Annotated in this window: 26 protein-coding genes and 1 pseudogene; 24 read left to right on the top strand and 3 right to left on the bottom strand. The window is 41.3% G+C overall.

Features of this window, described 5'->3' with window-relative positions; translation table 11 throughout:
- Window positions 1-44 precede the first annotated feature (44 nt).
- The 21 genes from rplN to prfA all read left to right on the top strand — a co-directional run bounded on the left by rplN (window position 45) and on the right by prfA (window position 12,827).
- A complete protein-coding gene (rplN, locus tag HGD76_RS06585; RefSeq protein ID WP_015079203.1) occupies window positions 45-413 on the top strand; it encodes a 50S ribosomal protein L14 in 369 nt (122 codons plus the stop codon).
- A complete protein-coding gene (gene rplX, locus HGD76_RS06580; protein WP_015079202.1) occupies window positions 413-763 on the top strand; it encodes a 50S ribosomal protein L24 in 351 nt (116 codons plus the stop codon). Before rplN ends, rplX begins: the two co-directional genes overlap by 1 nt.
- A gap of 116 nt (window positions 764-879) precedes the next feature.
- Window positions 880-1,428, top strand: a complete 549-nt coding sequence (gene rplE / locus HGD76_RS06575; protein ID WP_148762871.1) for a 50S ribosomal protein L5 — start codon at window positions 880-882, stop codon at window positions 1,426-1,428.
- Between the two features lie 20 nt (window positions 1,429-1,448).
- Complete coding sequence (gene rpsH / locus HGD76_RS06570) at window positions 1,449-1,850, top strand: 30S ribosomal protein S8 (RefSeq protein ID WP_015079200.1); 402 nt, start codon at window positions 1,449-1,451, stop codon at window positions 1,848-1,850.
- 87 nt (window positions 1,851-1,937) lie between these two features.
- A complete protein-coding gene (gene rplF, locus HGD76_RS06565) occupies window positions 1,938-2,486 on the top strand; it encodes a 50S ribosomal protein L6 (RefSeq protein WP_168695296.1) in 549 nt (182 codons plus the stop codon).
- A 2-nt stretch (window positions 2,487-2,488) separates the two neighbouring features.
- Window positions 2,489-2,851 (top strand): 50S ribosomal protein L18, encoded by a 363-nt coding sequence (rplR, locus tag HGD76_RS06560; protein ID WP_015079198.1) that lies wholly within the window; start codon window positions 2,489-2,491, stop codon window positions 2,849-2,851.
- An 83-nt stretch (window positions 2,852-2,934) separates the two neighbouring features.
- Window positions 2,935-3,459: a 30S ribosomal protein S5 gene (gene rpsE / locus HGD76_RS06555; RefSeq protein ID WP_148762875.1), complete on the top strand. Its 525-nt coding sequence runs from the start codon at window positions 2,935-2,937 to the stop codon at window positions 3,457-3,459.
- A gap of 64 nt (window positions 3,460-3,523) precedes the next feature.
- Window positions 3,524-3,967 (top strand): 50S ribosomal protein L15, encoded by a 444-nt coding sequence (gene rplO, locus HGD76_RS06550; RefSeq protein WP_168695295.1) that lies wholly within the window; start codon window positions 3,524-3,526, stop codon window positions 3,965-3,967.
- A gap of 174 nt (window positions 3,968-4,141) precedes the next feature.
- Window positions 4,142-5,455 (top strand): preprotein translocase subunit SecY, encoded by a 1,314-nt coding sequence (gene secY, locus HGD76_RS06545; protein WP_015079195.1) that lies wholly within the window; start codon window positions 4,142-4,144, stop codon window positions 5,453-5,455.
- Window positions 5,455-6,009, top strand: coding sequence for an adenylate kinase (locus tag HGD76_RS06540; RefSeq protein WP_148762877.1), 555 nt, complete (start codon window positions 5,455-5,457; stop codon window positions 6,007-6,009). Before secY ends, HGD76_RS06540 begins: the two co-directional genes overlap by 1 nt.
- Before the next feature lie 424 nt (window positions 6,010-6,433).
- Window positions 6,434-6,658, top strand: coding sequence for a translation initiation factor IF-1 (gene infA, locus HGD76_RS06535; RefSeq protein ID WP_006276978.1), 225 nt, complete (start codon window positions 6,434-6,436; stop codon window positions 6,656-6,658).
- Between the two features lie 116 nt (window positions 6,659-6,774).
- Window positions 6,775-6,888, top strand: a complete 114-nt coding sequence (gene rpmJ, locus HGD76_RS06530) for a 50S ribosomal protein L36 (RefSeq protein WP_015079193.1) — start codon at window positions 6,775-6,777, stop codon at window positions 6,886-6,888.
- Between the two features lie 106 nt (window positions 6,889-6,994).
- A complete protein-coding gene (rpsM, locus tag HGD76_RS06525; RefSeq protein ID WP_096669278.1) occupies window positions 6,995-7,375 on the top strand; it encodes a 30S ribosomal protein S13 in 381 nt (126 codons plus the stop codon).
- Between the two features lie 54 nt (window positions 7,376-7,429).
- Window positions 7,430-7,825, top strand: a complete 396-nt coding sequence (gene rpsK / locus HGD76_RS06520; RefSeq protein WP_015079191.1) for a 30S ribosomal protein S11 — start codon at window positions 7,430-7,432, stop codon at window positions 7,823-7,825.
- A 206-nt stretch (window positions 7,826-8,031) separates the two neighbouring features.
- Window positions 8,032-8,976, top strand: a complete 945-nt coding sequence (locus HGD76_RS06515) for a DNA-directed RNA polymerase subunit alpha (protein WP_015079190.1) — start codon at window positions 8,032-8,034, stop codon at window positions 8,974-8,976.
- 35 nt (window positions 8,977-9,011) lie between these two features.
- Window positions 9,012-9,362 carry a 50S ribosomal protein L17 gene (gene rplQ / locus HGD76_RS06510; protein ID WP_148762879.1) on the top strand — a complete coding sequence of 117 codons (351 nt, stop codon included), beginning with the start codon at window positions 9,012-9,014 and terminating at the stop codon, window positions 9,360-9,362.
- A 78-nt stretch (window positions 9,363-9,440) separates the two neighbouring features.
- A complete protein-coding gene (gene truA, locus HGD76_RS06505) occupies window positions 9,441-10,274 on the top strand; it encodes a tRNA pseudouridine(38-40) synthase TruA (RefSeq protein WP_168695294.1) in 834 nt (277 codons plus the stop codon).
- A 92-nt stretch (window positions 10,275-10,366) separates the two neighbouring features.
- Window positions 10,367-10,819, top strand: coding sequence for a 50S ribosomal protein L13 (rplM, locus tag HGD76_RS06500; protein WP_015079187.1), 453 nt, complete (start codon window positions 10,367-10,369; stop codon window positions 10,817-10,819).
- On the top strand, window positions 10,819-11,235 hold the full coding sequence (rpsI, locus tag HGD76_RS06495) for a 30S ribosomal protein S9 (protein ID WP_015079186.1): 417 nt from the start codon (window positions 10,819-10,821) through the stop codon (window positions 11,233-11,235). Before rplM ends, rpsI begins: the two co-directional genes overlap by 1 nt.
- Window positions 11,236-11,350: 115 nt before the next feature.
- Window positions 11,351-11,605, top strand: a complete 255-nt coding sequence (gene rpmE / locus HGD76_RS06490; RefSeq protein ID WP_148762885.1) for a 50S ribosomal protein L31 — start codon at window positions 11,351-11,353, stop codon at window positions 11,603-11,605.
- Between the two features lie 121 nt (window positions 11,606-11,726).
- Window positions 11,727-12,827: a peptide chain release factor 1 gene (gene prfA / locus HGD76_RS06485; protein WP_168695293.1), complete on the top strand. Its 1,101-nt coding sequence runs from the start codon at window positions 11,727-11,729 to the stop codon at window positions 12,825-12,827.
- Window positions 12,828-12,940: 113 nt separating this feature from the next.
- Here prfA and HGD76_RS06480 read toward each other — a convergent pair whose 3' ends face one another.
- Together HGD76_RS06480 and tnpA are read right to left on the bottom strand one after the other, a co-directional pair.
- Complete coding sequence (locus tag HGD76_RS06480) at window positions 12,941-13,441, bottom strand: 2TM domain-containing protein (RefSeq protein ID WP_168695292.1); 501 nt, start codon at window positions 13,439-13,441, stop codon at window positions 12,941-12,943.
- Between the two features lie 314 nt (window positions 13,442-13,755).
- Window positions 13,756-14,110: pseudogene (gene tnpA / locus HGD76_RS06475) on the bottom strand (IS200/IS605 family transposase).
- A 132-nt stretch (window positions 14,111-14,242) separates the two neighbouring features.
- On the opposite strand from tnpA, the gene HGD76_RS06470 reads away from it, so the two are divergent.
- Complete coding sequence (locus HGD76_RS06470; RefSeq protein WP_210967735.1) at window positions 14,243-15,562, top strand: RNA-guided endonuclease InsQ/TnpB family protein; 1,320 nt, start codon at window positions 14,243-14,245, stop codon at window positions 15,560-15,562.
- Between the two features lie 250 nt (window positions 15,563-15,812).
- Here HGD76_RS06470 and HGD76_RS06465 read toward each other — a convergent pair whose 3' ends face one another.
- The gene (locus HGD76_RS06465; protein ID WP_168695291.1) at window positions 15,813-16,712 is read right to left on the bottom strand and encodes a M48 family metallopeptidase; all 900 of its coding nucleotides are present in this window, start codon (window positions 16,710-16,712) and stop codon (window positions 15,813-15,815) included.
- Window positions 16,713-17,287: 575 nt separating this feature from the next.
- On the opposite strand from HGD76_RS06465, the gene HGD76_RS25195 reads away from it, so the two are divergent.
- A complete protein-coding gene (locus HGD76_RS25195; protein WP_233467082.1) occupies window positions 17,288-21,733 on the top strand; it encodes a bluetail domain-containing putative surface protein in 4,446 nt (1,481 codons plus the stop codon).
- 534 nt (window positions 21,734-22,267) lie between these two features.
- Window positions 22,268-25,207: a lectin-like protein gene (locus HGD76_RS25190; RefSeq protein WP_233467081.1), complete on the top strand. Its 2,940-nt coding sequence runs from the start codon at window positions 22,268-22,270 to the stop codon at window positions 25,205-25,207.
- Window positions 25,208-25,368 lie beyond the last annotated feature (161 nt).

The following is a 25,368-nucleotide window of genomic DNA, read 5'->3' as shown; positions in this document are numbered from 1 at the left end:
CAGTTGTACCATCAGCTACAACGACCCTAGAAGAGAGACCAGTTGTGATTCAACCCCAATCTTATCTGAATGTCGCAGATAATAGCGGTGCTAAAAAACTAATGTGCATCCGCGTATTAGGTGCAGGTAACCGCCGTTATGGTGGCGTAGGCGATAGAATTATCGCTGTTGTCAAAGAGTCTTCACCCAACATGGCTGTAAAAAAGTCAGATGTTGTAGAAGCAGTAATTGTGCGTACTCGTAAAGCTATTAGTCGTGACAGTGGCATGGCTATCCGTTTTGACGATAACGCCGCAGTGATTATCAATAAAGAAGGTAATCCTAGAGGTACAAGGGTATTTGGTCCGGTAGCTCGTGAACTGCGCGACAAAAACTTTACTAAAATTGTTTCTCTGGCTCCGGAGGTGCTGTAATGGCAAAGCGCCCACAACCCAAAGTTTTTCATAAAATGCACGTCAAAACCGGTGATACTGTCCAAGTCATCGCTGGCAAAGATAAGGGTAAAGTTGGGGAAGTGATTAAAGCACTACCACAATTGAGCAAAGTCCTTGTCAAAGGTGTCAACTTTAAAACCAAGCACGTGAAACCTCAACAAGAAGGTGAATCAGGGCAAATAGTCACCCAGGAGTACCCCATTCATAGCTCCAATGTGATGCTCTATTCCACCAAGCAAAACGTCGCTAGTCGCGTTTGCTACACTTTCACCGCCGAAGGCAAGAAAGTGAGAATGCTCAAAAAAACAGGCGAAATTCTCACCAATTAAAAATTAAGAATTAAAAATTAAAAAATTCGCAATTTCAATTTTTAATTTTTAATTTGGCATTTTTAATTGGAGCAAAGCGACCCTGACCAAGCCCAGGGGATATAAGGACAAACACTATGGCGAAAACACGACTTAAAACCGTATATCAAGAGACAATTACTCCCAAATTGATTACTCAGTTTGAATACACCAACGTGCATCAAGTGCCTAAGGTGATTAAGATAACTATCAACAGAGGTTTGGGAGAATCTGCTCAAAACGCTAAATCACTAGAGGCATCTATCAGCGAAATTGCCCTGATTACTGGACAAAAACCTGTGGTAACACGGGCAAAGAAAGCGATCGCCGGCTTTAAAATTCGTCAAGGCATGCCTGTAGGGATTATGGTGACACTAAGAGGCGAACGGATGTACGCTTTCTTAGATCGTCTGATTAACCTCACACTGCCCAGAATCAGAGACTTTCGTGGGATCAGCCCCAAAAGCTTTGACGGCCGTGGCAACTACACTCTAGGTGTGCGGGAACAGCTAATTTTTCCAGAAGTGGAATATGACAGAATCGATCAAGTCCGGGGTTTAGATATTTCTATCATTACTACGGCAAAAACCGACGAAGAGGGCCGCGCCTTACTTAAGGAAATGGGAATGCCCTTTCGCGATCAATAAGTTCATCTAAAGAGGGAACGATGGCGGCTAACGACACAATTGCAGATATGCTGACGCGCATCCGCAATGCCAATATGGCAAGGCATCAAACTACGCAAGTACCAGCTACAAAGATGACTCGTAATATTGCCAAGGTACTGCGAGAAGAAGGCTTCATTGCGGAAGTTGAAGAAGCAGGAGAAGGAATTAAGCGGAACCTAGTTATTTCCCTGAAATACAAAGGTAAAAATCGCCAACCCCTAATCACTGCCCTAAAACGAGTGAGTAAACCAGGTTTGCGTGTTTATTCCAATAGAAAAGAATTACCAAGAGTGCTAGGCGGTATCGGTATTGCCATTATTTCTACATCCAGTGGGATTATGACTGACCGCGAAGCACGCCGCCAAAATCTAGGCGGTGAAGTGCTTTGCCACGTTTGGTAGTCGTCATTGGTCATTGGTCATTGGTCAGTGGCAAAACAACGAACAACTGACAACTGACAAAAAACAACTGACAAAGAACAAAAAATCATGTCTCGTATTGGTAAACGTCCAATTACCATTCCCGCCAAAGTGCAAGTGGCGATTGATGGTGTCAAAGTAGTAGTGAAAGGTCCTAAAGGCGAACTTTCCCGTCAACTACCTAGAAATGTCATAGTCTCCCAAGAAGGAGAAACATTGATAGTTACTCGTCGGGATGAAACCCGTACCTCCAGACAAATGCACGGTTTGAGCCGCACCCTAGTGGCCAACATGGTGGAGGGAGTATCCCAGGGTTTTCAACGTCGCTTGGAAATCCAAGGGGTTGGTTATCGCGCCCAACTTCAAGGCAGTAACCTAGTTTTAAATATGGGTTATAGCCATCAAGTCCAAATTGAACCTCCAGCAGGAATTCAATTTGCGGTAGAAGGGACAACTAATGTCATAGTCAGCGGTTATGACAAAGAAATTGTCGGCAACACAGCAGCTAAAATTCGTGCCGTTCGTCCACCTGAACCCTACAAAGGTAAAGGTATTCGCTATGCAGGTGAAGTGGTCAGACGCAAAGCTGGTAAGACTGGTAAGGGTGGTAAGAAGTAAATATGAAACTTACACGCAAAGAATCAAAACAACGTCGTCATCGGCGCGTTCGTAGCAAAGTCAACGGTTCCCCAGAACGTCCACGTTTGTCCATATTTCGATCCAATGAGCATATTTATGCTCAATTGATTGATGATGCCAAGCAGGAAACTATAGTAGCGGCATCAACCGTAGAACCAGAATTGAAATCTAGCATCGCTTCCGGTGCCAACTGTGACGCATCAGTGCAAGTTGGTAAACTGGTAGCTGTCCGCGCCCTAGAAAAAGGCATCACTAAAGTCGTTTTTGACCGTGGTGGCAACCTCTATCATGGTCGCGTCAAAGCCTTAGCCGAGGCGGCACGCGAGGCTGGTTTAGATTTCTAAGTCCGTCAGTAGTCAATAGTCAGTAGCAACTGACAACTGACAACTGACAACTGACAACTGACAACTAAAAGAGAGCATTGATTATGGTAACCGGTCGTCGTAAAGCAAGCCGTACAAAAAAAGAAGAAACCACCTGGCAAGAGCGAGTTATCCAAATCCGCCGGGTGAGTAAAGTCGTCAAAGGTGGTAAAAAACTCAGCTTCCGTGCCATTGTCGTCGTCGGTAATGAACGTGGACAAGTTGGAGTCGGAGTTGGTAAGGCATCAGATGTAATTGGTGCAGTTAAAAAAGGTGTCGCTGATGGTAAAAAACATCTAATTGACATCCCGATCACCAAATCCAATTCTATTCCTCACCCCATTGATGGTGTTGGTGGCGGTGCTAAAGTCATGATGCGCCCAGCCGCACCAGGTACAGGGGTAATTGCCGGGGGTGCTGTACGGACTGTATTAGAGTTAGCAGGAATACGTAATATTCTCGCTAAACAACTAGGTTCAAACAACCCTTTGAACAACGCCAGAGCAGCAGTCAACGCTCTATCTACCCTGCGAACATTAAGTGAAGTTGCTGAAGATCGCGGTATCGCCATTGAGAAACTCTATATTTAGTCAGTCTTTGTATCAGATTCTCAATCTAAAATCCAAAATCTAAAATCTAAAATCACAAACCAAAATGAGACTTAATGATGTTAAGCCCCAAAAAGGCTCTAAAAAACGCCGTAAGCGTGTAGGTAGAGGTATTTCTGCTGGACAAGGTGCTAGTGCTGGTTTAGGGATGCGTGGTCAAAAATCCCGTTCTGGTAGTGGGACAAGACCAGGTTTTGAAGGTGGTCAACAGCCATTGTACCGCCGGATACCTAAACTCAAGGGTTTCCCCCTGATGAACCGGAGAATCTACACTACGATTAATGTAGAGAAATTAAATGATTTACCTGCTAACTCAGAAGTAACTTTGGAATCCTTAAAAGCGGCAGGTATCTTAACCACTGTTAAAGGTCCATTGAAAATTTTGGGGAATGGGGAATTGAATGTTCCTCTTCAGGTAAAAGCTGCTGCTTTCACAGGCCAAGCTCGAATCAAAATCGAGGCTGCTGGTGGAAGTTGTGAAGCTGCATAAAAGTCTGAACTATGATTTTTATGATTAAGATGATTTATATGATTAGGATGATGAATGTGATTAGGATAATCATCTTCATCAAATAAATCACAAAAATCACAGTTCAGACGGCTTAATCATCTTCATCATAATGAATCACGTAAATCATAGTTAGGACTTCAAAGGTAAAACTCTATGATCAGTCGAGACAAAGCCCCAACAGCTCAAGAAACTTTTATGCAGATGGCGCAAGCAGCCGGACTGAGAGGTAGGCTGCTTGTCACTGTCGGTATTTTAATTTTGGTTCGCCTGGGTATCTTTTTGCCTGTCCCAGGAATTGATAGACCTAAGTTTGCTGAAGCTATATCGGGCAACAATTCCATCTTTGGTTTATTGGATATATTCTCTGGGCGGGGACTCTCTACTTTAGGTGTCTTTGCTTTAGGGATTTTGCCCTTTATTAATGCGTCCATTATTATCCAATTACTCACTTCTGCTCTGCCATCTTTAGAAAATCTCCAGAAAAATGAAGGCGAAGCAGGTCGGCGGAAAATATCACAAATTACCCGCTATGTGACTGTAATTTGGGCAATTATTCAAAGTGTGGCTTTTTCGGCATTATTTCTCCAACAATTTGCCAAAACACCAGGTCCGATATTCGTAGCAGAAACGGCGATCGCTCTCACTGCTGGTTCAATGTTCGTCATGTGGGCATCGGAACTGATTACAGAACGGGGTATTGGTAATGGGGCATCTTTGTTGATTTTTGTCAACATTGTGGCATCTTTACCCAAGTCTCTCGGCGATACCATTGACTTGGTACAAGTTGGTGGACGGGAAATAGTCGGGCGCGTCATCGTTCTTGTAGTGGTTTTTATGTTCACAATCGTGGGTATTGTGTTCGTACAAGAAGGAATGCGCCGCATCCCCATTATTTCTGCCCGTCGTCAAGTAGGTAGAAGAGTTTTAGCAGAACAGCGGAGTTATTTACCCCTACGTCTCAACTCTGGTGGGGTAATGCCGATTATTTTCGCAGCCGCAATCCTGAGTTTGCCACTTTTAGTCGCCAATTTCACTAAGAATCCCGAATTAGCAAACATTGTTAATACCTATTTAAGTCCTGGTGGTTCTGCACCTTGGGTATATGCTCTCGTTTACTTAACTTCCATTGTTTTCTTCAGCTATTTCTATTCTTCGTTGATTCTCAACCCAGTAGATGTAGCTCAGAATTTAAAAAAAATGGGTTCTAGTATTCCCGGTATTCGTCCCGGAAAAGCTACTAGTGAGTATATTGAACGGGTGACAAACCGACTTACTTTTTTAGGAGCTATCTTTCTAGGTTTAGTGGCAATTATTCCCACAGCCGTAGAAAGTGCCTTAAAAGTTCCCACCTTTAAAGGACTGGGGGCAACATCTTTGTTAATTTTGGTTGGTGTGGCAATTGATACGGCTAAACAAATCCAAACTTACGTTATCTCTCAGCGTTATGAAGGAATGGTGAAACAATAGTGACGCGATTAATCTTCTTGGGACCACCGGGTGCTGGTAAAGGAACTCAAGCTCAAACCTTGGCTGCATTTTTGCAGATTCCCCATATTTCTACAGGTGACATTTTACGTCAAGCTATTCAAGAGAAAACAACTTTGGGAATGCAAGCCCAAAGTTTCATGGATAAAGGCGAATTAGTCCCCGATAAATTAGTAGAAGATATGGTAAAGGAACGCCTGCAACAATCAGATACTAAAACAGGTTGGATTTTGGACGGCTTTCCTCGTAAAGTTACACAGGCAGAATTTCTGGCAGAATTACTGAAAAGTCTAGGACAGGGTGGTGAAAAGGTAGTTAATCTGGATGCACCAGATGAAACTGTCATTACTCGGCTACTAGGACGCGGACGAAAAGATGATACTGAAGAAGTGATTCGTCGGCGCTTGGAAGTCTACCGTGATGATACTGCACCCTTGATTAACTTTTACAGCGATCGCCAAAAACTCCTCACAGTCAACGGTAATCAGTCCCAAGAAGAAGTTTTTACTGATTTGAAAAATATCATAGCTGCTTAAAGAAACTCAGGGGCAGCGGTCTATGTCGGTAGAGAGAAAAAATTTTTCCATTGCCTTATTACCTCGCCCCTATCTTCCAAGCCAGACGCGAGTCAAATCTTGTTCTTCTCACAAGTGATAAAATTTGACTGATAGGTGTAACACAAATTAAATGCACCAAAAGCAGCCGATCAAAAAAGTTAAAAATTATCTTCAAAAGTCCCTAGGGCATAGGGCTTTAAAGCTCAGTTAATGTCCTCGTAGAGGAGTCGCTGAGAAACCCATACTCACCTGTTCGCGCAAGCGTGCCCCAAGGCATAAGGGAGTGTGTGGAGTATGTCACCTAAGATGTATTAATAACTGTTGATATATTTCTCCAATTATGCTCTTTATGCCCATAAAAGTGTACAAGGACAATAGGAGATTGTTGAGTTGAGGAAAAAACTTGTCTAAGCAAGATCTAATCGAAATGGAAGGGACTGTCACCGAATCGTTGCCTAATGCAATGTTTCGTGTTGACTTAGATAACGGCTTTAATGTCCTGGCACACATTTCTGGGAAAATTCGCCGTAATTACATCAAGATTTTACCTGGCGATCGCGTCAAAGTTGAATTAACACCCTACGACTTAACCAAAGGTAGAATCACCTATCGCCTGCGGAAGAAATAAAATCAATAACAGAGAATCTTACCATACATAAATCAACTGGTCTTTTTCTAGTTACATAACTGAAATATTTCTTCTAGAAATGCTATAATTTACTATTTGGAGTCAATTTTAAAGGCATGAAAGTCAGAGCCTCAGTTAAGAAAATTTGTGAAAAGTGCAGCGTGATCAAGCGTCGTGGTCGCGTGATGGTGATTTGTGAAAATCCCAAACACAAACAACGCCAAGGATAGAAACTATCTATCAAAGCAAAGTTAAACCCGCGACCATGAAATGGCTAAAGCCACAAAATCGCACTTTGCTAACTGCAACTACGAAAACAATAGGGAGAGATTCATTGTGGCACGGATTTCCGGCGTAGACCTTCCCCGCGATAAGCGTGTAGAAATTGGTCTAACATACATTTACGGAATTGGCTTAACTAGATCACATCAAATTCTCGCAGCTACTGGCGTTAACCCAGATACCCGCGTAAAAGACCTATCTGATGCTGATGTAGCTGCCCTCAGAGGAGAAATCGAAAGCAACTATCAAGTTGAAGGAGATTTACGTCGTCTAGAAGGACTAAATATTAAACGTTTAGTTGACATTGGCTGTTACAGAGGTCGTAGACACCGCATGGGCTTACCAGTGCGTGGACAAAGAACCCGGACCAACGCAAGAACCAGACGCGGTAGAAGACAGACAGTGGCTGGTAAGAAGAAAGCCCCTGGCAAATAATTTTTCTAAACTTGCTGCAATTAGCAAGTTGTACCTTAAATTCACTAAAGAAATATGGCCAGACAACCAACGAAAAAATCCGGGAGCAAAAAGCAGAAACGGAACGTACCCAATGGGGTTGCCTACATTCAGTCTACCTTCAACAATAGCATTGTCACGATTACCGATCAAAATGGAGATGTTATCTCCTGGGCAAGTGCTGGTTCTAGTGGATTTAAAGGGGCAAAAAAGGGAACTCCCTTTGCTGCACAAACCGCTGCTGAAAGCGCAGCTAGACGAGCCACAGACCAAGGAATGCGGCAAATCGAAGTCATGGTGAGTGGTCCCGGTGCAGGTAGAGAAACCGCTATTCGGGCGCTTCAAGGTGCAGGATTGGAAATTACACTCATTCGAGATATTACCCCAATTCCCCACAACGGTTGCCGTCCACCCAAGCGCCGTCGAGTTTAAACAGAACCTATTGGGTAATCAAGCCAAAAGCTAGAACCCTTGGGAAATCATCAACAATGCCCTCTGTGGCTGGTAATTTTGAACTATTTTCCCCAAGCGAATACTTGTTGAATTTAGACGCGTGGGGTAAATAAGTTCGCTTTCAAGAAAATTTGAGAAGCAATTAATTTGTCTTCTAGCAGCACCTTAACAAGGGAGGCTACTCCGTGGCTCAGTTTCAAATTGAATGTGTAGAGTCTAATGCTGAGGAAAGTCGGAGCTATTACAGTAAGTTCGTTCTAGAACCCCTAGAGCGCAGTCAAGGGACAACTGTTGGTAACGCGTTGCGGCGGGTTTTACTTTCTAACTTAGAAGGGACATCAGTAACAGCGGTGAGAATTGCTGGTGTTAGCCATGAGTTTGCGACAGTTCCAGGGGTAAGAGAAGACGTACTAGAAATCCTCATGCGAATGAAGGATGTCATTCTCAAGAGTTATTCTTCTCAACCCCAAATTGGTCGCTTACTCGTGAACGGCCCAGCAACAGTTACTGTAGCGCATTTCGACTTACCTAGTGAAGTAGAAGTGATTGACCCGACCCAGTATATCGCCACCATTGCTGAAGGTGGAAAACTGGAAATGGAATTTCGGATTGAGAAAGGCAAAGGCTACAGGACTGTAGAACGAGGCAGAGAAGAAGCCACATCTTTGGATTTTCTCCAAATTGACTCAGTGTTTATGCCCGTACGGAAAGTCAACTATAGTGTTGAAGAAACCCGTGACGATGGTTCTTTGAAAGACCGACTACTGTTGGAAGTATGGACTAATGGTAGTATTTCTCCTCAAGAAGCACTATCATCTGCCGCTGGAATTTTGGTAGATTTATTCAACCCACTGAAAGATATCTCCTTAGAACCAACGGATACAGGTTCAGATATCCCAGATGATCCCACCGCGCAAATTCCGATTGAAGAATTACAGTTATCTGTCAGAGCTTATAACTGTCTCAAACGCGCTCAAGTAAATTCCGTAGCCGACTTATTGGATTACACCCAAGAAGACCTTTTAGAAATCAAAAACTTTGGTCAAAAGTCAGCGGAAGAAGTAGTGGAAGCTTTACAGCGTCGCTTAGGTATTACTTTACCTCAAGAAAGAAGCTCTAAGCCTAGCTAAATCAAAACCATTAATAATTCACTCTTTGCATTATTATGCGCCATCGTTGCCGAGTCAAAAAACTTAGTAAACCAGCGGATCAACGTCGCGCTCTTCTCAGAGCTTTGACAACAGAGTTGGTACGTCATGGTCGAATTACTACAACTTTAATCAGAGCTAAAGTTGTTCGTAGTGAAGTAGATAAAATGATTACCCTAGCTAAAGATGGCTCTTTAGCATCACGTCGCAAGGCGTTAGGTTATATCTACGACACAGCCCTGGTTCATGCACTATTCGAGCAAGCCCCAACTCGGTATGCTGGCCGTCAAGGTGGTTATACTCGCATTCTGCATACCGTCCCCCGTCGCGGTGATCATGCTGAAATGGCGATTATTGAACTAGTTTAAAGTTATTAGTCATTAGTCATTGGTCAGTAGCAAATAAAAAACAACTGACAACTGACGACTGACAACTGACAAACAACTATGTTAGAAAGCAGCCAGCATAATTCTACTCAGCGAGTAGCCTTGGTTATTCAGTACATAGGTACTCATTTTCACGGCTGGCAAAGACAAAAAGGACAGCGCACTGTCCAGGAAGAGATAGAAACAGCTATAGCCACTGTTCTAGGGTATCATGTGACACTCCACGGAGCAGGTAGAACTGATTCTGGAGTCCATGCTGCCGCTCAAGTAGCCCATTTTCAAGCTACAGGTTCAATTCCTGCTCACAGGTGGGCAAAGGTTCTCAATGGCTATTTGCCCCCAGGGATATTGATCAGGGCATCAGCAGGTGTAAGTGAAAGTTGGCACGCTCGTTTTAGCGCAGTTTACCGACGATATCGCTACACTATCTATACTGAAAATTTACCGAATTTATTCGCGCAACCTTTCAGTTGGCATTATTATTATGCCCCCTTGGATGCAGACTTAATTACATCTGCCCTGAAACCGCTACTGGGAAAACACCATTTATCTGCTTTTGAACGGGCTGGGTCAGCGCGATCGCATTCCTGGGTAGAAGTGCAAGCAGTAGAATGCCGTCGTAGTGGAGCATTTATCCATATTGAAATTCAGGCTAATGGATTTTTATATGGCATGGTGCGGCTATTAATCGGAATGGTAGTACAAGTAGGTTCTGGTCAGCGGACTCTAGATAACTTCACCGACATCTGGCAACAAGAACGCCGGGAAGAAGTGAAATATTCTGCACCTGCTCACGGGTTATGCTTGTTGAGAGTCGGTTATCCCGATTTTCCCTTTCCGCCAAAAATTTGGTATGACACCCAACCATACCTAGTCATGGGTCATGACAATTGACAATTGACAACTAACAACTGACAACTGACAATTGACAACTGACAACTGACAATTGACAACTGACAACTGACAACTGACAACTGACAAAAAAAATGACTAAAACCTACCTTCCCCCTCAAGCATCTATTGAGCGCGATTGGTACTTAGTAGACGCTACAGATAAACGTCTGGGTCGTCTTGCTACCGAAGTTGCAATGATCCTCAGAGGCAAAAAGAAACCTGAATTTACACCCCATATGGATACAGGGGATTTTGTCATTATTATCAATGCTGAGAAAGTGGCAGTTACAGGTAAAAAGCGCACCCAAAAAGTTTACCGTCGTCATTCCGGCCGTCCTGGTGGAATGAAAACAGAAACTTTCGCTAAGTTGCAACAGCGCTTACCCGAAAGAATCCTTGAACACGCTATTAAAGGTATGTTACCTAAAAATAGTTTGGGTAAGCAATTATTTACCAAGCTGAAAGTGTATGCAGGCCCAACTCATCCTCATGCAGCACAACTACCCAAAGAAATCACAATTAGTACAATTCCTGGAGAAAATTAATGCAAGTAGCAGAAACTACTAGCGGTCGTGCCGTTTACTGGGGTACTGGTCGCCGTAAATGTTCAGTTGCTAGTGTCCGTCTAGTTCCCGGTGAAGGGAAAATGACTGTTAATGGCAAAGATGGAGATTTGTATTTCCAATTCAATCCCAACTACTTAGGAGCTATTAAAGCACCTTTGGAAACCTTGGGATTAGAAAGCGAATACGACATTTTGGTGAAAGCCGAAGGTGGTGGCTTAACTGGACAGGCTGATTCTATTCGTCTAGGAGTTGCCCGCGCTTTGTGTCAACTTGACCCAGATAACCGTTCACCGCTGAAAACTGAAGGCTATTTAACTCGTGACCCACGAGCTAAAGAACGGAAGAAATACGGTTTACACAAAGCCCGCAAAGCACCTCAATACTCCAAACGTTAAGATAGGAGTCAGGAGTCAGGAGTCAGGAGTTCAGAAGGAAAAACTTTTACCCAGTCCCCAGTCCCCAGTCCCCAATCCCCAGTCACAATTTATATAGATTCGCAACAAAAAAACAATGGCTAAACCTGATATTCATCCCAAATGGTATCCAGATGCTAAAGTCTACTGTAATGGTCAAGTAGTTATGACCATTGGTGCTACCAAACCCGAATTACACGTAGATGTTTGGTCTGGAAATCACCCCTTTTACACTGGTACTCAGAAAATGATTGATACTGAAGGCCGTGTAGAACGCTTCCTCCGTAAATATGGTATGTCCAGCACTCAAACTGAAACTGAAACTCAAACTGGCGACGATAATCAAAAGTAGCTGGTTGGCTGTAACTATTGATAGCATGGCGGAAGCCATAGACGACCCTGCATAGTGCTGGGTCGCTTGTCATTTAATGCAGTAGCCCACTTGTTATTTTTTAGGAGCTTATGTAGTCATCATGGCAGAAATATATTTACTGGATAAACTTAAATCTGTTGAACAAACATTTAATGAATTAACACGCCGTTTAGCCGATCCTGATACCGCTAGTAATCCTGATGAGTATCAAAAAATTGCCAAGTCTCGTTCTTCCTTGGAAGAGGTAGTTGATACCTATGAAACTTGGAAAACAACCCAAGATGAATTAGTAGGAGCGCGTCAGATCCTCAAAGAGTCAAATAGCGATCTAGAGTTGCAACAAATGGCAGCATTGGAAGTCAGCGAACTAGAGGAAAAGCTGGAATATCTGGAAAATCGCTTAAAAGTGTTGCTGATACCCCGTGACCCCAACGATGATAAAAATATCATGTTGGAAATTCGCGCTGGGACTGGTGGTGATGAAGCGAGTATTTGGGCGGGAGATTTATTGCGGATGTATTCTCGCTATTCTGATGTCCAAGGTTGGAAGGTGAAGCTAGTCAGCGAATCTTCGGGGGAAATGGGCGGGTATAAGGAAGTAATTCTAGAAATTCAAGGTGATAGTGTTTACAGTAAGCTGAAGTTTGAATCTGGTGTACATCGTGTACAGCGCGTACCAGCAACGGAATCTGGGGGAAGGGTTCACACTTCTACTGCTACTATAGCAATTATGCCAGAAGTGGATGAGGTGGAAATTCATATTGACCCGAAAGATATTGAAATGAGTACGGCGCGTTCTGGTGGTGCGGGTGGACAAAACGTGAACAAGGTGGAAACAGCCGCTGATTTGTTCCACAAACCGACTGGGATTCGGATTTTCTGTACGGAAGAACGGAGTCAGTTACAGAATAAGGAACGGGCGATGCAAATTCTCCGGGCTAAGTTGTATGAGTTGAAATTGCGAGAACAACAGGATGCTGTGACTTCCATGCGGCGCTTACAAGTGGGTACGGGTTCTCGTTCGGAAAAAATTCGCACTTACAATTATAAAGATAGCCGGGTGACTGACCATCGTTTAGGTCAAAATTTTACCCTTAACCCTATTTTGGAAGGTGATATAGAGACGGTAATTCAATCTTGTATATCGCAAGATCAACAAGAACGGTTAGCAGAATTAGCCTCCTCTGGTTCTAGTAGCTAATTTACCTCATAAATATCTTAGAAAACCGCTTGTTGTTATTTTTGCACCCACAGGCGGTTTTCTGATGAGCATAGAAAATAGACGATATTGAGTTTTTTAACTGTATCTAAAGTTTAAGGACTAAATATCTTAAACCATCTATTTAGAACTGTATTGATTGTTTGTTTAATTTGATGGTTGCGATTCCATCTTTGAAAGGCGATTTCGTAATCTTCACCTTGGGTTTGAAAAGTATTCCAAATATCTAAGGATATGGCTAATCCGCAACCTAGTAAGATATAAAGTGACCAAGAAATACCGCCACTAATGGCATCCATACCCAGGAAAAAAATATTAATAATTGCGTAATTTCCTAACCGTTTTTTAAATTTACTTTGACGATAAAGATTAAAAGTTTTACGTTGTTCAACTTCGCTTTGTTTGACTAACCAATCCCGTTCCGCTTGTTGCAATGTATCAGGTGATATTTGTAACTCTGTGGCAATTTCCACTATCTGCTGATAGGAAAATTCCTGATCATTATCGTCTACTTGACGGGCGATCGCTAATTGCAGAATTTGCTGGACATCATCTTGACTGTAGGAACGCAGGCTGTCAGAGTTAAATGCTGTCATAATTGTTGCTCAAATAATAGTTTTAATAGAGAACCACGCTACCATCAGCAATATTTACACCATTTCTAGGTTAGCAAATTTAAACCAATCTGGTGTTCAATTAGTTATGGTTGGGAAAAAGATATATAGCCGTTATTAGATGAGGCAAGGGCGCAGGGGCTGCGCTCCTACGGGTTTTCAAGCAGCATTATTATGAAAACTTTTTTATAAGGGAAATGCCGAAAACCCTTGAAGATGTAGCTGACTTAGGAAGCTACATCTGTGCTTTAGACAAGGGATGAAGGCTAGTTGCTTTCCTTTATCCTGCATTGACGTTAATCGCGTTGCTGTTCAATATATTTCTTAACCGTTTCTGTGCAGATATTCCCAGCGGTACTAACAAAATAGCTTGGTGTCCACAGCGTAGGTATTTTTAAAAGTTCGGGAAATTCTTTCCTAAGATGATGAGATGCTCTCCCCTTGATTTTCCTCATGATGCTAGATGGATCATCGGTTGGCTTCACATTTAAAAACAGATGGACATGATCCGGCATAATCTCCATAGCAATAATTTTCCACCTATTTTCTATAACCAACTCGCAAATAATTTGCTGTAACCTCTGGTGCGATAGAACCTACCAGCACTTTTTTCCGACGTTTAGGAATAAAGACAAAGTGATAATTCAGCAGTGAGACTGCGTTGCTTTCGTGCCTGTACTCGTAGAAGAGAAAACTTAGCCATAACCTAAAATATTTACTTGCTATTTGTATATAGCTATTGTATAATCAAATAAAAGAAACAACAATGGGAGAGACTTATATTTGCTAACAAATTATGTATATAAGCTACGTCCTAATATTAGACAGTCCAATAAAATGGATAGTTGGCTAGATATGCTCCGGTCTACTTACAATTGGAGTTTGGCTGACAGAATAGCTCAATACAATCAGCAATTTATTCAAGGTGACTATTGTGATATTAGGACTAAAGCAGAAGCTTGTCCATTAACTGGTTTTGTCAGTAAAAATGGAGCAAGTGGAGAGCCGTGGAAGGATGCTAAAACCGACAAGAATGGCAACCTCAAAAACCCTCGACGCAGTGCTGGTGATATTCAAATAACGGCATTACCATATCTAAAGAAAGCTAGACCTTGGTTTGCTGAAATTGATTCTACAGTTCTACAGCAAAACGTCAAACGCCTTGATACTGCCTACAAAAACTTTTTTGAAGGGAGAGGGTTTCCTAATTTTAAAAACCGTAGTAATTTTACCTCTTTTACTTACCAGATGGGCGTAAAAGTTCAAGGTAATAAAATCTATCTCCCCAAGTTGGGATGGATGCGGTTTTTCAATTCTCGCTTAATACCAACAGGTTTTACTATCAAAGCTGCTACATTAAGAAAGCGGCAAGATGGCTGGTATATTTCGATTAGGATTGAAGATAAAACCATACCAGACTATGTAAAAAAACCGCTAAACGAAGTTAATTCTATTCTTGGTTGTGACTTAGGAATAACTAAACTTGTCCATTTCTCCGACAGATATCAAATTGATAATCCTAAATTCTCAACCAATAAAAAAGCTAGACGCACTTTAAAAATTAGACAGCGACGGGTTAATCGGAAAGTCAAGGGTAGTAAGAATCGTAAAAAAGCAGCTAATAAAGTAGGACGGTTTCACAAAAAGATTACAGATAAACGGACTGCTTATCAATGGAGTGTTGCTAATACAATAGTTTCTAGAAAGGTTGATGCTATTGCCTTAGAAGATTTAAACATCTCCGGTATGTTGAGGCGTTGCCAAGTTAAAACCGATGAAAAAACAGGGAGATTTTTAAAGAATGGCCAGTCTAGAAAAAAAGGATTAAACCGTTCTATTTCTGATGCAAGTTGGAGTGATTTGATTTTAAAAATTGAGTATCTCGCTGTGAAGCAAGGAAAAGTTGTAATTAAGATTAATCCTAAATACTCCAGTCAAGAATGTAGGAATTGTGGGCATACTGATAAGTCAAACCGTGATGGTGAGAAATTCATTTGTACGGAATGCGGATATCACGAACACGCCGATATTGGTGCTGCAAAGACTATCAGAGATAGAGGTTTCAAAATAGTACGTGGGGACTCCGCGAAACTTGCTGTTTAACAGCTAAACGCCCAGAAGATGAGCCAGTGCGGTCTTGGGGTTTCCCCAAGTAGAGCAACTGGCGGTATCAGCACGCACTTTTGTGCAAACGTACTGAGTCTGGGAACTTGTGCAAACAAGATATTAAGATTGTGAAATCTTAAGAATCCCCGTGTCTTTAGACCGGGGAGTGTCAATCATCTCCTGTGGAATCTAATTTAGCCACGCATAAGAGATTATTCAAGGCAATCGTTAATCATACATATATCCATTACCAAGAAGTCAAAAAATTCCATCCTTCTTTTTCGTCTCCTTCCTCTTCTCCTTTTGAAGTGTTGACATTTTCTCCTTGAAGTACATGATTGTATTCTCCTGAATCAACCCATTTTAATAATTCCCCTGTCCGCATCACTAACCAAGAAAGATTAGAATCTGAATAACTTAATATTTTCGTAACTTGATCTAAACCATCAACACTATTAGCAGCAAATTCGCGGGATTGAATGAGGAAATCTTCGATCACATGAGGAGTTAAATACTCTTCTGGTAAACCTGCAAGTTTCATCAGTGCGGTCGTTGCCACATCAATATCCTGACAAGCTAATAAACCAGCCCGGTCAGCAGTGAACTTTGCCATCATTACCCAATTATATAATGCTAATTCTACACCACTAGCTATCAATCCTCCTAACCCTAATGTGGTACTGCTGATCCATATCTTTAATACTGGCATCACAATTGACATTTGATGATAAATCATGTGCTGACTTTTAATGCGAGCAATTTCGTATCCAAAAATAAACAGCAATTCATCATAATTTAACCATTCCATTGCTTCTATATTAATACCAACAATGGGTTTTTCTACCCCAATAATATAGGTTCTAATATGTCCTGTCCCTCGAAATAAATACAATTCAGGAATAGTTGTCACATCAAGAATTTGGCAAGCTTCTAACAATGGTTGATACAATTGGGGAAAATTCCGGGGTGTGACTCTGATTTCACTAGCAATACTTTGCAATCTCAGTAAACGATCAATACCATATTCGTTGACTTTTTTGAGCAAAGGAGAAAGACCAGGCATATTTTGCAAAGAAGCTAAGGCTTTTCGATCAAATGGGTGTTCGTAAGTTTGTGAAGTAAGTCCAGTTAATATTTTTTTGGTCATGGGTAGTAATTTTAATTAAATCGGTTGATTCGATAGATTCGATAGATTCTATAAAAAAGATAAAATCCAGGGAATAAATTCCCTGTCTCATAGCTAAAGTCGGTTAAAACCGACTATTTTAGCAAAAATAGGATAATTTTTGATTTTGAGTTAACTAGAGTGCGTTTTAACGCACTTTAGCTTTTAGACCGGAACTTAAGTTCCGGGCAGGTTTGTTCTTGTACTGAGCAGTTCGACCCTTCGACAAGCTCAGGGCATCGCAAGCTCACTGTAACACTTGCTGGAGTATCCCTAGCCTAAGTTGACACCAATGAGCAGCACTAAACCTTTTAATCGTCCATTTTAGTCATAAATTAGAATTTTTAAACATACTCTAACCTTTCAATTGCATATTTGATGGGAATATAAGCTGTTAAAAATTGATAGTAGTATTGACACTGGTGACTACCAATTAAAAAAATATCCTAATTTGCAGTGCGGATGTACAGGTTGACATCTCTAAGTATTTGTGTCACACTTGTGATATAGATTGTCATCCCCAGACATCATTTTAATACTAATAATTAATCAAAACCATGAATACCGTTCTCACCCTGACTTACAACCAACTCAGCACCTTTGCTGGTTCAGACAACTTCTGGAATCTATTCGATACTACATTTGGTACACAATACAATCGTAGTGCAGCCGAAATTCTGCGTTTACAATGGCTATCTGGTGATTTTAGTCAACTTCCGCAAGTTGAAATTCTTGATAGTAACATTCTTGGCGGTGCTAATGGCGCTTATGCCACCAGCACCAATAAGATTTATTTATCAGCTAATTTTATCGCAACTTCCACAGCAGAAGCCATTAGCGCGGTTCTATTAGAAGAAATTGGGCATTTTATTGATGCTCAAATTAATCAAATAGACACCCCCGGAGATGAAGGAGAAAAATTCTCAGCATTGGTGCGCGGACAGAATTTAACAACTCAGGAATTAGACAGAATTAACACAGAAAATGATTCGGCAAATATTACTGTAGGAGGTGAACAAGTTGCTGTAGAGCAAAATACACCAGTTGTTTTAACAGTGACAACAACCGCAGATCAAAATGATGGTAGTGCTACTGGTGGTTTATCGTTGCGGGATGCGATTATAATCGCCAATGCGAATCCGACTACTGATTATGAAATCCAGTTAACTGGAGGAACAACTTACAACCTGACATCAAATGGGATTAATGAAAATGCAGCCTTGACAGGAGATTTAGATATTAAAAGTCGCAGTAATGTGCTTTATATTGTGGCAGTTGGTGGACAAGCAACTATTAATGCGTCAGGTTTATTAAATAGCGATCGCGTTTTTCAGGTACTCGATGGTGGTCAACTAAGCTTACAGAATGTAATGGTTACGGGCGGCAATATATCTAGTGATGGTGGAGGTATTAGAGTTGATTCTAATGCCGCTCTCGATTTGTATAATTCGACAGTTACAGGCAACAAAGCGTCCGGTTTTTCTAATAGCGGAGGCGGCATCTACAACAGTGGTTTCGTCTACCTACGCAACGGCAGCATAGTTAGTAATAATATCGCTGCTGGTGACTCTTCTCAAGAAGGCGGCGGCATATACAATTCCGGCGGTACACTAATTGCAACTAACTCGACAATTAGTAACAACGAAGGGGGAGTTTACGGTGGCGGCATCTCTACTGTATCTGGATCGGTGACTCTGATCAATACTACCGTTAGAGGTAATAGTGCGGGAAATGGGGGCGGCATAGACAGTAATGGCACTTCAGTTACTTTACTCAATACTACAATCAGTGGTAATAGTGCGAGAAATGGGGGCGGTATATATGCTTCTACTAATGGAGTATTCAATTTGATCAACAGCACTGTTACCAAGAATACTGCTATCAGCACCGAATACGGCGATGGCGGTGGCGGTATTTATAGTCTTAGTGCCACGGTTAACCTCAAAAACACGATTGTGGCTGGGAATATAAATAGTAATGCTCCTGATCTTCTCTCTTCTTTTTTGAGTTCAGCGCTATTTAATGGTAACAATAACAACTTAATTGGCTCTCTGGCTGGCGCTAAAGGCACTGTAGGCACTGGTACAGATATTGTTAACCCCAACCCCGGACTCGGCCCCTTACAAAACAACGGTGGACTCACCCTCACCCATGCTCTCCTTTCTGGTAGCCCAGCGATTAACGCTGGTAACAACAGCTTAATCCCTGCTGATACAGAAGACCTTGATGGCGATGGAAATAGAACAGAACCCATTCCCTTTGATAACCGAGGCAGTGGATATACACGAATTTCCGGTGGTACAGTTGATATCGGGGCATTTGAATTTCAACCCGCCCCTAACCTCAATCTCAGTATAAATGACGTTACCTTAACTGAAGGCAACAGTGGGACAAAAAACGCCATCTTTACCGTTACCCTTTCTGGTGAAACCTTCCAACCAGTCACCGTCAATTATGCCACAGCTAATGGCACAGCAACCGCAGGAAGTGACTACACAGCCACAACGGGAACATTAATCTTTAATGTTAACCCTGGAGAAACCAGTAAACAAATTACTGTTCCTATACTTGGGGATACTTTAGCTGAAAGTGATGAAACCTTCTTTATTAACCTAAGTAACCCTATCAATGCCACCATTGCTGATAATCAAGGGATAACGACAATTACTAATGATGATGGTTCTATTGGGAATACCCTGCCAGAAGTTGAGGGAAATAATACTTTTGCAACCGCTCAAGTGATTGCTAATACAAGTTTTAATCGTCAACTAGTCGCCGATATTCAGGATTTTAATGGCAGTAATATTTCCACCACTTATGATCACGTTAGTATTCTGGGAACAGGAGATGGCACATTTGATTTATATCGGTTTAATGCGCTTGCAAATACTCAGTTAGTTTTCGACATTGACAACAATAATTTTGATACCATACTGCGACTGTGGAATCCCAATAATAACCAATTATTAAGCAGTAATGATGATGGTATAGAAACCGGAAATACTGGTAACAGCACAGCATCATTTCTCACCTATAAAACACTAACAACAAGTGATTATGTGATTGGTGTTTATCGCTATTCGTCTTCTGCTTTAACACCTCCAGCAACAGGAGATAGTTACACCCTACATCTTTCGATGTTAAATGATGATGTTTTTACCCCAATTGAATCAGCAGGTAATACCAAGTTAGTTAAAGATGCCACCAACAAATACTTTACCCAAGTCGGAACAAATACCCCAATTGCTATTAAAAATGGTGGACAACAAATCTACCAAGATATCTACGGTTCAGGATGGCAAACGATAGCCGCAGAAACTGTCAATGGGGATAACCAAGTTCTCTGGAAAAACGTTTCTGGAAACTATCTGCATATCTGGAGTTTAGATAATAACTGGAATTGGGTTTCTTCTGAAGGAAATTGGGGATTAAATTCTGCTGATGCTTTCACCCAAGAAACTAACTTTGGCATAGATGCTAATGGTGATGGTGTTATTGGCAATCCTTATACTGCAATTGAATCAGCAGGTAATACTAAGTTAGTCAAAGATGCAGCCAACAAATACTTTACCCAAGTCGGAACAAATACCCCAATTGCTATTAAAAATGGTGGACAACAAATCTACCAAGATATCTACGGTTCAGGATGGCAAACGATAGCCGCAGAAACTGTCAATGGAGATAACCAAGTTCTCTGGAAAAACGTTTCTGGAAACTATCTGCATATTTGGCATTTAGATAATAACTGGAATTGGGTTTCTTCTGAAGGAAATTGGGGATTAAATTCGGCAGAAGCTTTAACTCAAGAAACTAACTTTAGCATAGATGCTAATGGTGATGGTGTTATTGGCAATCCTTATACCGCAATAGAATCAGCAGGTAATACTAAACTAGTCAAAGATGCCACCAACAAATACTTTACCCAAATCGGAACAAATACCCCAACCGCTATTAAAAATGGTGGACAACAAATCTACGAAAATATCTACGCAGGATGGCAAACGATAGCCGCAGAAACTGTCAATGGGGATAACCAAGTTCTCTGGAAAAACATTTCTGGAAACTATCTGCATATTTGGCATTTAGATAATAACTGGAATTGGGTTTCTTCTCAAGGAAATTGGGGATTAAATTCGGCAGAAGCTTTAACTCAAGAAACTAACTTTGCCATAGATGCTAATGGTGATGGTGTTATCGGTTACACACCAATTGAATTAGCAGGTAACACCAAACTAGTCAAAGATGCCACCAACAAATACTTTACCCAAATCGGAACGAATACCCCAACCGCTATTAAAAATGGTGGACAACAAATCTACCAAAATATCTACGCTGGTTGGCAAACGATAGCCGCAGAAACTGTCAATGGCGTTAATCAAGTTCTTTGGAAAAACATTTCTGGAAACTATCTGCATATCTGGAGTTTAGATAGTAACTGGAATTGGGTTTCTTCTCAAGGAAATTGGGGATTAAATTCTGCTGATGCTTTCACCCAAGAAACTAACTTTGGCATAGATGCAAATGGTGATGGTTCTATTGGCAATCCCTCTAGTCTGACTCTAACAGGAACTAGCGCTAATGACTTCCTCGTTGGTGGTGCAAATAATGATATTCTCACTGGTGGGGGTGGTAAAGATACTCTAACTGGTGGTTTAGGCAGCGATAAGTTTGTTTATCAAAATCTCACTGATTCTCTGTTGAGTAATTTTGATGTGATTACTGATTTCAATGCCACAACTGGTAATGATTTATTCCGTGTTTCTACTGCGCGAGCCGGATTTGTGGATGTGGGAGCAGTTAATACTCTAGATGCTGCTGGTATCGGAGCAAAATTAACAGCCACCGCCTTTGGTTCAAATTACGCTGCTCAGTTCAGTTTCGGACAAAAAACCTTTGTGGCTATTAATGATGCAACCGCAGGGTTTAATGCTGCTAATGATGCCATTATTGAAGTTACAGGATTAACAGGAACATTGAATGTCAATCATTTTGTGATTGTCTAAGTGTAGTTTTTAGGATCATTTGGGCAAAACACATTGTAGAGATGTTTCATGAAATGTCTCTACATCAGCATTAAACCATCCTGTAATTGATGCGATATGTAAGGGTTTAGCAGGGGAACGTAAAACCCATAGCCTGCCTGGGAATGAATTCCCAGTCTAATTGCTGGGGATAGCCATTTTGTGCGTGAGTGCTATTTTAACTTTGTCAATGTGGTCATTATTAACGCATAGTGATCTTGACATTGCTTATCCTGGGTTAATTTATAACATCATCAGTATATATTGGATTGTCTAATTATATCTTACGTATATTCTCATCTCTATGCCGGTTAAAGATGTGGCATAGTGAATTATATTTTTAACTACGGACTATGTATTAATAAAGTTCAGTTATAAGTCACGATAAGTCAGTGCTTCTCAGTACGTAAGTCAGTATAAGGTTGGTTAGACTGGAGCTAGTGTATTTTACTAGCAGTGCTTGGAAATAGCAATCGGATAATTTCATCTACCAAATTATTAAAGGAACATCATCTAATGTTTAACTACAATGGCAGCCAATATACTTTAACCAGTTATGGAACATGGCAAGAAGCTCAGGCTCAGGCACAGAGTTTAGGCGGAAATCTTGTCACCATTAACAATCAAGCAGAGCAGGATTGGTTAGTCAGTACCTTTGGTGTTAATCAAACGCTGTGGATTGGTTTAACAGATGAGGTGACAGAAGGCACATTCAATTGGGTGAGTGGTGAAATATCTACTTATACTAACTGGCTTCCCGGTGAACCAAATAATGGTTGGGACGGAGAAGATTATGTAGAAATGAATTTTGGTTCTCCTGGTAAGTGGAATGATTCTTCGAGTAACCAATTCCGCAGAGGCATTGTTGAAATTACAAATATTTCCCCAAGCATTACCCTAGCAGTATCACCCAATAGCGTACTAGAAGATGGTACAACCAACCTCATTTACACATTTACCCGCACAGGAGCGACAACCAACCCCTTAACTGTTAACTACGGTATTACTGGCACAGCCAACAGTGGCGACTATACAGGAGCAACACCCGGCACAGGAAAAACTATTACCTTTGCTGCGGGTGCAAATATAGCTACTTTAACTATTGACCCTATCGCAGATACAACAGTAGAAAATAATGAAACTGTGGCTTTAACTTTAGCTTCAGGAACAGGTTATACAGTCGGCACAACTACAGCCGTCACGGGAACTATTATCAATGATGACAGTACATTCAATTACAACAACAGCACATATCTCTTAACTAATCTTGGTACATGGCAACAAGCTCAGGCTCAAGCGCAGAGTGTAGGGGGAAATCTTGTCACCATTAACAGTCAAGCAGAGCAGGATTGGTTAATCAGTACCTTTGGTAGTAGTGAACAGTTGTGGATTGGTTTAACAGATCAGGTAACAGAAGGTCAATTTAAGTGGGCAAGTGGTGAAACATCTACTTACACTAACTGGTATGCCGGTCAACCAGACAATGGTGGTCCCAACGGGGAAGATTACGTGGTGTTAAATTACGGTTCTGCTGGTAAATGGAACGATTATCCCAATGATCTTTCTTCTTTCCGAGGCATCATTGAAATTACATCTCCCACTTATACCCCTATCGAATCAACTGGCAACACCAAACTAGTTAAAGATATAACAGATAAATACTTTACCCAAATAGGGACAAATACCCCAATCGCTATCAAAAACGGTGGACAACAAATCTTCCAAAATATTTACCCCGGATGGCAAACCCTAGCAGCGGAAACTGTGAATGGTGAAAACCAAGTTCTCTGGAAGAATACCGCCGGAAACTATCTGCATATTTGGCGTTTAGATAATAACTGGAATCGTGTTTCTTCTGAAGGACAATTTGCATTAAATTCTGCGGCAGCTTTCACTCAAGAAACTAATTTTGGCATAGATACCAATGGTGATGGTATTATTGGCAGTCCTTACACCACAGTTGAATCATCAGGTAACACTAAATTAGTCAAAGATACCGCCAATAAGTTCTTTGCCCAAGTGGGAGAAGGTATCCCAACTGCTATTAACAATGGTGGAGTGCAAATCTTCCAAAATATCTACGCGGGATGGCAAACCCTAGCAGCAGAAACCGTCAATGGCGTTAATCAAGTTCTTTGGAAAAACGTTTCTGGAAACTTCCTGCATATTTGGCGTTTAGATAATAACTGGAATTGGGTTTCTTCTGAAGGACAATTTGGATTCAATTCTGCTGATGCTTTCACTCAAGAAACTAATTTCGGCATAGATGCCAATGGTGATGGCGTTATTGGTAATCCTGCTGGCAATCCTTACATTCTCATTGAATCATCAGGTAACACTAAATTAGTCAAAGATACAGACAACAAGTTCTTTGCTCAGGTGGGGCAAACTATCCCAACTGCTATCAAAAATAGTGGAGTACAAATCTTCCAAAATATTTACGCGGGATGGCAAACCCTAGCAGCGGAAACTGTGAATAATGAGAACCAAGTTCTCTGGAAGAATACCGCCGGAAACTATCTGCATATTTGGCGTTTAGATAATAACTGGAATTGGGTTTCTTCTGAGGGACAATACGCATTAAATTCTGCTGATGCTTTCACCCAAGAAACTAAATTTGGGATAGATGCAAATGGTGATGGTGTTATTGGCAGTGGTTACACCGCAATAGAATCAGCAGGTAATACCAAACTAGTCAAAGATGCCACCAACAAATACTTTGCTCAAGTAGGAACAAGCACCCCAACTGCTATCAAAAATGGTGGAGTACAAATCTTCCAAGATGTCTACGCAGGATGGCAAACCCTAGCAGCGGAAACCGTCAATGGCGTTAATCAAGTTCTTTGGAAAAACATTTCTGGAAACTTCCTGCATATCTGGAATTTAGATAATAACTGGAATTGGGTTTCTTCTGAGGGACAATTTGCATTAAATTCTGCTGATGCTTTGGCTAAAGAAACTGTCTTTGGTATAGATGCAAATAGTGATGGTGCTATTGGCAATCCCTCTAGTCTGACTTTGACAGGTACTAGTGGTAATGAGTTCCTCGTCGGTGGTACAAATAATGATGTTCTCACTGGTGCGGGTGGTAAAGATACCTTGACTGGTGGTTTAGGCAGCGATAAATTTGTCTACCAAAATCTTACTGATTCTCTCCTAGCTAACTTTGATGTCATCACTGATTTCAACGCCACTCCAGGTAATGATTTGTTCCGTGTTTCTACGGCATTAGCTGGATTTGTGGATGTGGGAGCAGTTAATACTCTAGATGCTGCTGGTATTGGGGCAAAATTAGCAGCCTTTGGTTCAAATTACGCTGCTCAATTCAGTTTTGGACAAAGAACTTTTGTGGCTATTAATGATGCAATCGCAGGGTTTAATGCTGCTAATGATGCCATCATTGAAGTCACAGGATTAACAGGAACATTGAATGTTAATAATTTTGTGATTGTTTAGGGGATATTCAGCAAACCATCCTGTAATTGATACGATATGTAAGGGTTTAGCACTGCTAAACCCTTACATATATCGAAGTTAAGGTAATTCATGTTGATTTAATATCACTAAAATTAATAATATTGACAGGTTAATTATCATGTTTTTGTCAAATTGTCAAT

The organism is Dolichospermum flos-aquae CCAP 1403/13F, assembly GCF_012516395.1.
Classification (GTDB): Bacteria; Cyanobacteriota; Cyanobacteriia; order Cyanobacteriales; family Nostocaceae; genus Dolichospermum; species Dolichospermum lemmermannii.
Note: the sequence above shows the minus strand (reverse complement) of the source record. Positions and strands in the feature narration are given on the sequence as shown.